This is a genomic window from Calditrichota bacterium, from assembly GCA_013112635.1.
In the GTDB taxonomy this organism is placed as follows: domain Bacteria; phylum Calditrichota; class Calditrichia; order Calditrichales; family J004; genus JABFGF01.
Genome location: JABFGF010000002.1, coordinates 711,277 through 723,414, shown reverse-complemented (window position 1 = coordinate 723,414; position 12,138 = coordinate 711,277). Strand labels below are relative to the sequence as shown.

General features: G+C 35.5%; 12 protein-coding genes. 9 read left to right on the top strand and 3 right to left on the bottom strand.

Annotated elements, in window-relative coordinates:
* Positions 1 to 9: 9 nt before the first annotated feature.
* The 9 genes from HND50_08235 to HND50_08195 all read left to right on the top strand — a co-directional run bounded on the left by HND50_08235 (position 10) and on the right by HND50_08195 (position 9,044).
* Positions 10 to 852: a hypothetical protein gene (locus HND50_08235; GenBank protein NOG45205.1), complete on the top strand. Its 843-nt coding sequence runs from the start codon at positions 10 to 12 to the stop codon at positions 850 to 852.
* A gap of 21 nt (positions 853 to 873) precedes the next feature.
* A complete protein-coding gene (locus HND50_08230; protein NOG45204.1) occupies positions 874 to 1,812 on the top strand; it encodes a hypothetical protein in 939 nt (312 codons plus the stop codon).
* 14 nt (positions 1,813 to 1,826) lie between these two features.
* The gene (locus HND50_08225) at positions 1,827 to 2,537 is read left to right on the top strand and encodes a DUF4129 domain-containing protein (protein ID NOG45203.1); all 711 of its coding nucleotides are present in this window, start codon (positions 1,827 to 1,829) and stop codon (positions 2,535 to 2,537) included.
* On the top strand, positions 2,534 to 3,706 hold the full coding sequence (locus HND50_08220; protein ID NOG45202.1) for a hypothetical protein: 1,173 nt from the start codon (positions 2,534 to 2,536) through the stop codon (positions 3,704 to 3,706). Before HND50_08225 ends, HND50_08220 begins: the two co-directional genes overlap by 4 nt.
* 38 nt (positions 3,707 to 3,744) lie before the next feature.
* Positions 3,745 to 4,725, top strand: a complete 981-nt coding sequence (locus HND50_08215) for a MoxR family ATPase (protein ID NOG45201.1) — start codon at positions 3,745 to 3,747, stop codon at positions 4,723 to 4,725.
* Positions 4,726 to 4,864: 139 nt separating this feature from the next.
* Positions 4,865 to 6,202 carry a DUF58 domain-containing protein gene (locus tag HND50_08210; protein NOG45200.1) on the top strand — a complete coding sequence of 446 codons (1,338 nt, stop codon included), beginning with the start codon at positions 4,865 to 4,867 and terminating at the stop codon, positions 6,200 to 6,202.
* 49 nt (positions 6,203 to 6,251) lie between these two features.
* Positions 6,252 to 6,896 (top strand): hypothetical protein, encoded by a 645-nt coding sequence (locus HND50_08205; GenBank protein ID NOG45199.1) that lies wholly within the window; start codon positions 6,252 to 6,254, stop codon positions 6,894 to 6,896.
* A gap of 28 nt (positions 6,897 to 6,924) precedes the next feature.
* On the top strand, positions 6,925 to 7,662 hold the full coding sequence (locus HND50_08200) for an RDD family protein (GenBank protein NOG45198.1): 738 nt from the start codon (positions 6,925 to 6,927) through the stop codon (positions 7,660 to 7,662).
* An 11-nt stretch (positions 7,663 to 7,673) separates the two neighbouring features.
* Entirely contained in the window at positions 7,674 to 9,044 is a 1,371-nt protein-coding gene (locus tag HND50_08195; protein NOG45197.1) for an FAD-dependent oxidoreductase, read from the top strand.
* 115 nt (positions 9,045 to 9,159) lie between these two features.
* Here the strand turns inward: HND50_08195 and HND50_08190 are convergent, their stop codons facing one another.
* From HND50_08190 to HND50_08180, 3 genes are all read right to left on the bottom strand, one after another.
* Positions 9,160 to 9,678, bottom strand: a complete 519-nt coding sequence (locus HND50_08190; GenBank protein ID NOG45196.1) for a hypothetical protein — start codon at positions 9,676 to 9,678, stop codon at positions 9,160 to 9,162.
* A gap of 119 nt (positions 9,679 to 9,797) precedes the next feature.
* Positions 9,798 to 10,607 (bottom strand): redoxin domain-containing protein, encoded by an 810-nt coding sequence (locus HND50_08185; protein NOG45195.1) that lies wholly within the window; start codon positions 10,605 to 10,607, stop codon positions 9,798 to 9,800.
* 13 nt (positions 10,608 to 10,620) lie between these two features.
* Positions 10,621 to 12,138, bottom strand: a complete 1,518-nt coding sequence (locus HND50_08180) for a hypothetical protein (GenBank protein ID NOG45194.1) — start codon at positions 12,136 to 12,138, stop codon at positions 10,621 to 10,623.

Sequence of the window (12,138 nt, the reverse complement as noted above, 5' to 3'; positions counted from 1 at the left end):
AGAATTGTAATGGAGTTATTTGATTTTTTTAAGGCAAGAAAAATTAGTGAAACAATAAATGCTACGTTTACTTTTATACGCCAGGAATTTGAGGCAATGGGTAAAAGTATTTTGTTTATTGTTGGCCCTTTGATGTTAGTTTCAGCAATAGTATCAGATTCATTTATTGGTGATCAATTTTCTGCTACTCCGGAATTCTTACTTTCTGCAGACTATTGGGCAAGTATTGGCATCCTTAGTTTTGTTCAATTGGCAATTTATGCTTTGCTGATCCTGGTTATTAATAACTACATTTTGCTTTATATTAAAAACGATGACTCTCGTTATAATGTACTTACCATATTTAGAATGAGTGCTCAGGGCTTTGGGAAATTACTTGGAATTACAATTGTTTTTACAATTTTCATAGTTATTGCATTTATGGTGTTTTTTATCCCGGGGGTTTATTTTTCTGTTTCGCTAAGTTTGCTTTATACTGTGATAATCCACGAAAAAATAACAATGGGAAATGCGTTTATTAGAAGCGCCTATCTTATTCGTGACTATTGGTGGTTTACTTTTGGATTGCTAATTCTAATCTGGATTATAGTTTACGTTTTACAGATGGTTTTTCAGGCTCCGATTTTGATTATGAGCTTTATTTATGAGTTTCATGATGCGGGCCAAAACATTGCTGTTAACTATGGTTGGTGGATAAGTGTAAGTTCTGTTATCAGCCAGCTTTCATATTTGTTTTATGGTATATTTGTAGTTGCAACCACAGTTCATTATTACAGCCAGAGAGAAAAGAAAGAAGCTGCCGGGCTGGCGCAAAAAATTGAAGCTCTTGACGATAATCCAGTTATGGAATAATAAACTAATAGCGAGAATAATATGGAATCCACAGAAATATTTAGCTTTTCCAAAGCGCGTAATATTAGCGAAATACTCAATGCTACATTTGCTTTTATCCGCCAGGAATTTGTCCCCTTGGGAAAAAGTGTTCTTTTAATTCTTGGGCCATTTATTTTGGTTTTGGCACTGGTAAACTATTACTTTTTTGATGGCTTTTTATCATTTGCGCAAACCCAGGAGTTTAGTCCAGGGTTTATAATCCTTTATTTTTTAATACTGATAGTTGGCTTTGTTTTATTTACAATCGTTGTTTCGCTTATTAATAGTTATGTTTTGATGTATATCGAAGAAGATGAATCGCGTTTTTCATCGGCTGGTGTTTTTAATAAAAGTATTAAAAATTTTTGGAAGGTGGCAAAGGTAAACTTATTGTTATTTGTGTTAGCAATGCTTGCATATATCATTTTGATAATCGCCGGAGTTCTAATTGGTATTCTCGCTTCGGTAACATCTTCAACGGCTGTTTTTCTTCCTTTTGTAATCATAATGTTATTCATGATACCTTTTGCATATTATTTTATAGCACTTTCATTTATCTATATAGTTACGCTGCATGAAAATCTTTCGTTTATGGCGGCAATGAAACGAAGCATAAAGCTAATTCGAGAATATTGGTGGTTTACATTTGGGCTATATTTCCTAACCGCTATTATTATTATGGTGCTGCAAATAATATTTTTAATACCAAATTGGATCGTAAGTTACACGCTGTTTTTTAATCAAATGGATGGACAGCTTGCTGGAGAGGTTAATCCGTTTATGGGTTTTATGATGGCTTTTTCAACTCTTTCGTATTTTCTGCACAGCATCTATTTTGTAACAATAGCAATCCATTATTTTAGCCAGCGAGAGAAAAAAGAAGCAACTGGTCTTGCACAGAAAATAGATGATTTGGAAATAGACCCGGTTACGGAATAAGGTTTTCAAGCACTATGAAATTTTTACTACTTTCTCTTTTATTCTCAGCAAATCTTCTGGCAATTCAGCAAGAGCCACACTTTGTTGTAAAAGATTCAACAATCGTAGAACAGCGTTCTTTCAGCAATGAGCGTCTTGAAAAATTTAGGTCTGATCCGGAATTTAATTATGAACATCAATCCTTCAGTTCGATAAGTTTAATCGATGTTTTTTTATCCTGGCTATGGAATAATTTTTTTAAATATCTTCTAAATCCCGGGACCTCATCGTTTTGGGAAGTTCTTATTTATCTTTTTGCTTTCGGCACATTGTTTTACCTGGTGCGTCAGTTTATGAAAAACAAACTGGGCTCACTTTTTTACAAGCCGGAAAAAGAATCAGCCTCTATTTCTGCAATAAGTGAAGACAATATTCATGATGCAGATTTAAACAAACTTCTTGAACAAGAAATTCAAAACAACCGTTTTCGAAATGCGGTAAGATTATTATATCTTATCTCTTTAAAATTGCTTTCAGATAAAAATTTTATAAACTGGAAAATCGGCAAAACCAACTATGATTATTATTCTGAAATAAAAAATGATTCATTGAAAACACCATTTTCCGGTTTAACAAGACTTTACGAATATGCCTGGTATGGCGAGTTTGAAATAACAGAAGACAGCTTTTCTGCTATCTCCGGCTATTTTGAAAATTTTAATAATTTATGTGGACAAACGGAATGATGAAAAATATTAAATTGTTCCTGCCACTTATTATCGCCATAGGTTTACTGGTTGTTATTGAAACAGTAAAACCAAAACCGCTTAACTGGACGCCTACTTTTTCATCTACCGACAAAATACCTTTTGGCAACTATATTGTGTATAGTTTACTGGATGACTTATTCCCAGGAGAAAATTTGTTAATGGCAGAATGGCCCATTTATAATACTTTACCCGATTCTCTAAATACGATTTACAAAAATTATATTTTTGTTTGTAATGATTTTGAACCGGACCAACTCGATACTGAAACATTGCTATCATTTGTTGAAGAAGGGGGAAATGTTTTTATTTCCGCTCACTCTTTTGGAACAAATTTTAGTGATTCACTTGGGATTTCTACTAATCTAAAATATGTGAAAGATTCTCTTTCCGTAAACCGTAGTTTGCTTAATAAAATTGATAAATCATTTCCTATAAAACATGCAGGGTTATCCTGGCATTTTGATAAAATAGATTCTTCAAAAATGAAAGTTTTGGGCATTGATGAAGAGAATGCTACAAATTTTATAAAGATGGGTTTAGGCACTGGCCAATTGTTTTTGCACACAGTACCTTTGGCATTTACAAATTATAACATTCTCACACCGGGTAATGAAAAATATATTTCGGCTATGTTCTCCAATCTGCCCAAAGCTCCGACTATTTGGGATCAATATTATATCCCTGCCAGGAAACAAAGGACTTCTTCGCCGATAAGTTTTGTCTTAAATACTGAAACATTAAGATGGGCTTATTACCTGACACTGGTTGGAATTCTGTTATTCATTTTTGTGGAGGGCAAACGCAAACAGCGGGCAATTCCAACCATAAAACCACTTTCTAATGATACATTAAGTTTTGTTGATGTGATTGGCCGGCTTTATTATAGCCAACAAAACCATACAGATGTTGCCATAAAAAGCAGAACATATCTTCTGGAGTTTATCAGGCACCAATATAATATGGATACATCAAAATTGGATGAGAGCTTTGTGACAAAATTATCAGTAAAAACCGCGATTGAATTTTCTGAATTACAGAACCTCTTTGGAATGATAAATAAAGTCAATCCAACTTCAGAAATGACAGCAGAAAGCCTGGCAAGTTTAAATAAAGAGATCGAAAAATTTTATAAAAATTGTAATTGATTGAGAATAAAACAATTGAGCATTAAAAGGGAAAATTAATGAGTGAAGAACAAAGTTTTGAACCCCGAATCGAGATAGCAAAATTGCAACAAAAAATTGGCGAAATTAAAAAAGAAATGGGCACGGTACTCATTGGCCAGGAAAAAGTAGTTGATTTAATGATTACGGCACTTTTATCAAAAGGCCATATTATGATTGAAGGTGTACCGGGGATTGCAAAAACGCTGGCGGCAAAATTATTGGCAACTTGCACATCCACCCAATTTTCGCGCATTCAGTTCACACCCGATTTGATGCCGTCGGATGTTTTAGGAACGTCTGTCTTTAATCTTAAAAGTTCTGAGTTTGTATTTAACAAGGGACCTATTTTTGCCAACCTTATTCTTATAGATGAAATAAACCGTGCCCCGGCCAAAACACAATCGGCCCTATTTGAAGTAATGGAGGAAAAACAAGTTACGATTGATGGCCAAACCTATCCGATGGATTTACCATTTATTGTTATGGCTACCCAAAACCCTATTGAACATGAAGGAACTTATAAGCTTCCGGAAGCACAGTTAGACAGGTTCATGTTTAAAATTGTAATGGATTATCCAACGGCAGAAGAAGAGGTTTCCATTTTGGAAAGGTTCAATCAAAACAGTTTAGAAAATACGATGCAAAAAGTTAAGCAGGTGATAAACAATAAAGACCTAATTGAGATGCAGGGCATAGTTTCTCAGGTTCATGCTGAACAAAGGCTGCTAAAGTATATTGCACAAATAATTGAGGAAACCCGGCAGCATAATGCCTTTTATTTGGGTGGTTCTCCGCGCGCCGGGCTTGCTATTTTAAGCGGAGCCAAAGGTTGGGCTTCAATACAGGGACGCGATTTTATTACACCGGATGATATAAAAATTATTACATATCCTGCGCTTTCCCACAGGCTGCTTTTAACCGCAGAGAAGGAAATGGAAGGTGTTAAAACCGAGCAAATTCTGGAAAAGATTTTAGAGAAAATTGAGGTTCCGCGTTAAAGAAAAATTATAGAAATGTCATTCTGAAAGTAGTGAAACGAAGCGAAGAATCCTATAATTTAAAGAATTTCAAAAAGGATGATAATGGGGTGTTTCGTACCTTAGAATGACATAAATAATAATTATAAGAACATTGAAGATGATTATTAAATTTATCAAGAGTTTTTATCTACAAAAAAGATTTTTTTATATACTGTCCGCTTTGGTAATTCTTTTTATTGCTGGGTTTAATTATGCCTCATTATATGCTGTGGCAAAGTTTGGATTAGGCGGTTTTATCCTAATCACGATTTTTGATACTGTTTTATTATTTCATAAGCAGGATGGGATTTTTGCCAGCAGAAAAGTACCTTCAAAATTATCCAATGGCGATGAAAACCAAATATCGGTTGAGATTGAAAACTATTATAACTTTGAAATTTACATCAATGTTATTGATGAAATTCCCGCTGTTTTTCAGGTAAGAAATTTTAATCTGTTTTATAAACTACAGGCCGGTAAAAGTAAACGCATAAAATATTCCTTATTTCCCGTTAAAAGGGGCGATTATGTTTTTGGCTTTTTGAATATATTTGTCTCTTCTACTGTAGGTTTGGTTGGCCGCAAATACAGTTTTGATGAACAAGCCAGGGCACTTGTCTATCCTTCGATTATTCAAATGCAAATGTATGAACTGTATGCAATATCAAACAGGCTTACGGAAGCTGGCATAAAAAAAATCCGCAGTGTTGGCCATACTTTAGAGTTTGATCAAATCCGCAATTATGTAAAAGGAGATGATTACCGGACAATTAACTGGAAGGCAACGGCACGCCGGCGTGACATAATGGTAAACCAATATCAGGATGAAAAAGCGCAGCAGGTTTTTAGCGTGATAGATATGGGCCGTAATATGAAAATGCCATTTAAAGGAATGAGCCTGTTGGATTATGCGATTAATTCCAGTCTGGTTATCTCAAATATTGCCATCCGTAAACATGATAAGGCCGGATTGTTAACATTTTCGAATAATATCAGTTCTGTATTACCGGCCAGTGGCCATTACTCGCACATGAATCGAATCCTTGAAGCGTTGTATAGCCAGTCCACCGGATTCCTGGAATCAGATTTTGAAAAGATGTACGCAACGATTCGAATGAGAATTAAGCAACGCAGTCTTATTTTGTTGTTTACAAATTTTGAATCCCTCCAATCTCTTGAAAGACAAATGCTGCTTTTAAGTCAGATTAATAAAAGTCACGCTCTTGTAGTCATCCTTTTTGAAAACAGTGAGCTGACCACATTTCGGGAGCTACCTGCAAAAACCACCGAGGAAATTTATAAAAAGGTGATTGCCGAAAAACTAATCTATGAAAAAAGACAAATTGTCAAAGAGCTTCGTATGGCGGGAATCCAAAGCATTCTTGTCCAACCGCAAGAATTGACAATCTCGGTGATCAATAAATATTTAGAATTGAAGGCCAGGGCTATTATCTAGTTTTAAACTTTTTGAAACAAATTTTACTAACTTAATAATTGGATGGATCATGAATAATACAATACTTAGCAAAACCTTACTACTAATTGCTTTTCTTTCAATATTCTTTGCTTGTAAACAATCTGCAATTACGAAAAACAATGAATTACAAGAACTTAAGTCTATGATGACAGGCTCGTTCAGCAGTATAGAGCAATCCGAAGCAGATACGAACTTTTTTGATATTCGCCTGGAAATGGTCCAAATCTGGAATGAACGGGAAGATGCAATTTGGTTATATGTTGAACAAGCAGCATCCTGGGCATTGGAAAAACCATACCGCCAACGGGTTTATCGCCTTGAGCGCAGAACAGATGGTACTTTTGAGAGTGCTGTTTTTACTTTTGATAACCCTCTGCGCTTTGCCGGTGCCTGGAAAGAACAATTTCCTCTTGAGACATTAACCCCGGATTCTTTAACAGAAAGAAAGGGTTGTGTAATTTTCCTGGAAAAGCATAATGGTACGTTTTCCGGCAGTACAAATCAGAAAAATTGTGAAAGTACGCTCCGTGGTTCAACCTACGCAACGTCCGAGGTTCGTATTGAAAAAAATGTTCTTACAAGCTGGGATCGCGGATTTGACTCAGATGATAAACAGGTATGGGGAGCTGAAACAGGACCATATATTTTTAAAAAACTTGAAGATTATAAATAACAAAAAAAACAAACTTAATATTTGATCCATGGAAACAATTAATATACAAACAACTCAAAATATTGATCTAAACTATGATCTGGCGGGCGTAGGTGACCGGATGATTGCAATACTAATTGATATCGCAATTCAGGGTGGTTATTTGTTGAGCGCTTTGATTTTAATAGGTTTTTTGGATGATTTTGGGATTGAGGCATCAGCCGCGGTTATGTTTATACTTTATTCTCCCATATTTTTTTATGAAGTTGTATTGGAGAGTTTTTACAACGGACAAACTTTTGGTAAACGAGCAAGAAACATCCGGGTTATTAAACTTGATGGCAGTGAAGCATCAATGGGTAGTTTTATAATTCGCTGGATATTCCGTTTGATTGAAATTTCTGCAACCGGCGGAAGCGTTGCCCTGATTACACTGATAATTAGCGGAAAAGGACAAAGACTAGGCGATATGGCTGCCGGCACAACAGTTGTGCGTATAAAAAAACGAATTCGGCTAGAGGATACAATTCTTTCACAAGTTGACGAAGATTATAAACCTGTTTTTGGAGAAGCTGCAGATCTTTCTGATAAAGATATTGAAACACTAAAAGAAGTACTTAGGGCCAAACCGGAAGAAGACCGTCATGGAATAATCAAAATGGAGTTTATTAAAAAGACGGCAACTATTATTAAAAAGAAACTAAGTATTGAAAATGATATGGAAAGCAGATTATTTTTAAATACAATTATAAAAGATTACAATTATTATAAAGGGCGTGTCTCCTAAGATATTAGAAAATGAATACATTTAAACCTCTCAAAATATTTATTATTGGTGGCGTAGCTGCCGGAATGTCGGCCGCGGCTAGGGCGCGAAAAAATGACCAGCGGGCAGAAATTACGGTTATTCAAAAAGAGGAAGACATTTCTTATGGTGCTTGCGGATTGCCTTATTATATAGCAGGAAAAGTCCCTGATTCCCAAATGTTGATCGCCAGGACAATTGAGGAGTTCGAAAAACAAAATATAAAAATATTAACAGGTCATGAAGCCCTTAATTTTCAACACCATAAAAAAACACTTTATATACGCCGGCTCAAAGACGGCCAAAATATAAATTTCAAATATGATCGCTTGATTATTGCCACCGGTGCGCGGGCAAAAGGCCTGGCAATCCCTGGCTCACATTTAAAAAATGTGTTTTCATTACGCACACTTAGTGATGGCCTAAAAATCAAATCGATACTAAATACTAACATACCTAAAAAAGTGGTGATTGTTGGAAGTGGCTATGTGGGTCTCGAAATGGCCGAAGCTTTTTCACAACAAGGATTAAAAGTTATCCTTGTAGAAAAAAATGGTCAGCTTTTAAAAAGTGTAGATCCTGACATTGCGGATAAAATTGCACTGGAGCTGCAAAAAAATGATTGTGATGTTTATTTAAATAGCTCTTTGGTTGGCATACAGGGGAATGATAAAGTTGAACAGGTTGTATTGGAAAATGCCGGAATCATTTCAACAGACATGGTTCTTTTGGCATCCGGTATTGAACCAAATGTGGAATTTGCAAAAAGTTGCGGTGTTCAACTTGGGAAAAGCGGAGCCATTGCGGTTAATTCAAAAATGGAGACTAATTTGCATGGCGTCTATGCAGCAGGAGATTGTGCAGAGGTGAAAAATTTAGTCACAAACCGTTTTAATTATTTGCCACTTGGCACGACTGCAAATAAACAAGGCCGTGTTGCTGGTGATAATGCAAGCGGGCATTTTGCACAGATGAAAGGTGTAGTTGGCACAGCGGTGCTAAAAATGTTTAATCTGCATATTGCCCGAACCGGGATTTCCAGTGTGCAGGCCGAGCAACTTGGAATTAAGTTTGAAACAGTTTTGATTGATGCTTTCTCTCGCGCTGCTTACAGCTCTTGCAAAAAGCCAATAACAATAAAAATTTTATTTAAAAAACAAACCGGACAATTACTAGGTGCGCAAATTGTTGGTGGCGAAGGTGTTGCAAAACGCCTTGATTTGTTTGCCATGGCCCTTCATCAAAAAATGACTGTTTATGATATTTCCGAATTGGACTTGAGTTATTCCCCGCCGTTTTCTCCTGTATGGGACCCAGTATTGGTTACAGCAAACGAAGCGATAAAGAAACTAAAAAAGAAGTAGTTTAAACGAGCAAACGTAATTTGTCATTCCCAAATGACTTGTTGGGAATCTCAAAACGGGTTTCCGGCCTACAATATATTATTCTTATAAGACCTTATTCCGATGATATTATGAATCAATGCTCAATATAAGATTTTAAAGAGTTAAGATTATTTGATAAAAGTATATCGAGGTGAGATTGGATTTCGAACTTGTTAATCAGCTTTTGAGTTATTGAATTGACCCGGTAGCTCAGTTTCCAGCTGATTTCGGTATTACCATCGGCTAAGCTTTTTACTGATATTTGCCCACCAATATTTTTAAGCGCGGTATATTCTTCTTTTCCAATTTGAATAAAATCAATAGTGTTTGCACTTTCCAGAACACGGACTTGCTGATTGGCCATTATCGTTTTGTCACCAATTAAATACCGAACTTGCCGTGCGGAGTAATTATAATTGTATAATGCTTTGATTGATTTTTGCCACTTATGGTGATCTTCAAAATTTGTGAGTGCATTCCAGACAACAATATCAGGCGCTTCCAAAACCAAAGAGTGCTTTATATTTATTTCTTCATTAAGAGAAAAACTATAGCCAAGTATAGCAAGAAATAAAGATGTAATTACAATTGAGATGACTAAAAAGTATTTCATTGATTTTGAGATCGGGTTTATTTATTGGGAATATAAAGAATTGGACTTAAACCTTCCAGAATTCAATCAGAAAACAATTTTTTCACTTAAACCCTTGCCAAAATATTTTACAACCGCATTTATTTGATAAGTAAAAGCTGCTGTGCTTTACTAATGCCTTCCCCTTGTAAAACAGAAAAGTATACACCTGAAGAAACCGGATTATTATTAGTATCAGTACCATTCCAGGTTGCTTCAAAATTACCTTTGCCAAATGGTGCTTCAACTAAAGTTTTTACAAGCTTACCGGAAATATTATAAATTTGAAGTTTAATATTTTGAGTTTTATTTATTGAAAAAGGAATTCGTGTTTCAGGATTAAAAGGGTTTGGATAATTTGGCTTTAATGCAAAATCGATTGCCGGAGAAGTTTTGTCTTCAATTGCAGTTGCACTTAACAAGTCAGTAATTACTTTGTTAATTTCAACCCAATCATGGCTGCTTCCAACTGATCCTCTATAGTACCTTATTATTCCCCCCTGATCTATTACCATACTACGGTCATAGGTAACACCATATTGGCTTGCTACATTGTTACCCTTCAATAACAAGGGATAAGTAATACTTGTTGTTGATTGGAAAGCGGCGACTGTTGATTGTGTGCTCGGTGGGTTTGTCCATGTATCAATGCCCAAAGCCTGGAAATTATCTGTTGTATAATTATCAGCGACTTTTGTTTGGGACTCAGGCCCGTTTGGATTTATACAATTTGGACAGCTATTACCAAACCAAAATATGTAAACCACTTTTCCGGAATAATCGCTTAATGATATATTGCCCCCGCCTAATTTTTCCAGAGTAAATTCCTGCGCTTCCGAACCAACGACCTGAGCACTTAAAAATGAAAATGCCATGCATGTTAATACAATTATAATAGAAAAATATTTCATATTGAGTCTCCTTTTAAAAACGACTTCTAAGACTAAGTTCTAAACCTTCAAAAGACACAACCTCGAAGCAAATACCTCCAGTACAGGTATTGCCGCCGCGTCTTTTGCCGTAGAACAGGGTTATATCATTATCCTGATCATATTGATATGATGCATTTAGGGATGGCCAACTAACAAAAACCTTTTTGCCACCAATTAAACGATCCGTTTCTTGTGGATCATTCGATATTTCGAGGGATGCTCCTATTGAAAAATGTCTCGACTGACTGATAAACGAATTAACAACAAAAGTCTTGACACTATGATCTAAGTCTCCAAATAAATTATTATAGGGTAAATCCACATCGAACTGCTGATACTGTAATTCATTTGAAACACTCCACATCCCGGATATTTGATTTTCAAATAAAACACCTGCTGTATATCTGTTAAATTGGTTTTCCGATTCATCCATCGAGTAATCGGTAAAAGCTTTTATCAAGGTTCGATCATTAAAATAATAATTCAAATCTATATAGTATTCTTCAAAAACACTTTCTTTTCCAAACAAATCAATAACAGCACGGGCATGGTTTAGGGTGATAGTGTTAAAATCATCTAAATCGATTAACACCTCTGCTTGCCAGCCATTTTCATTTGATAAGTTTGTAGTATGCGTGGCCCGGTTGGCCAAACTAAATGAGTGTTCTTTGGCCAGTGATGGTGGATCATTAAAATTAAGTATAAAATCATTGTAATCTTTATACTCAAGGCTAAAACTTAAATTTTCAAAACTTGCATTTCCAGAAATGTAGAAGGCATGGGCTGAATTTTTACCTAATCCAATGATATCATTTCCTGAACCAAATTCTTGTGTATACTCCGAGTATAATTGCCAATTGTCAAATTGAAAGTCCATGTTTGTTCCTGCATATTCATTTAATACAATATTGGAATTATCTTCGTAATCACTTCGCAGGTATAAAACTCCAGGAGTAATAAAATCATTAATATGCAGATTTAATTCCCCTCCTTGTGCTAAGACTTCCCTTCTTTTTGTCTTCGATGAAGGTGAAATGGAATTATCCAGTGGTTTCCCATAAAGCATTTTTGTTGAAATATAATCATTATCGAAACGGATTGATATGCCTTCAATATCTTTATATAAACCATAGCGCTGGCCGGAGCTTTCATGAATGCTTCCTGGTATTTCATATGTCCTTAATAGCAATCCCCGGCCAAGGGTTTCATAAAAACTACCAATCTGGACACGCAAGTCGCCTTTGGTATATCTTAAATATTTCTGAGAGATTGAATTATATTCATCTTCATGGCTGGTTTTGTACGTTTCGGCCCTCAAGCCAAAAACCATCTGGTCTTGCCTGTAGCGCAAATTTAATTGATTATAAACATTAGTTTTATTTGTTGGAATTAATCTGGCTTGGTTTCCCAGCTGAAAGTTAAGCAAGTTTGATCCACTAAATTGTGCAAATGATTTCGATACAAATATTGATAATAGTGGCAGAAGTAATAATAATACAATCCGGTTCAT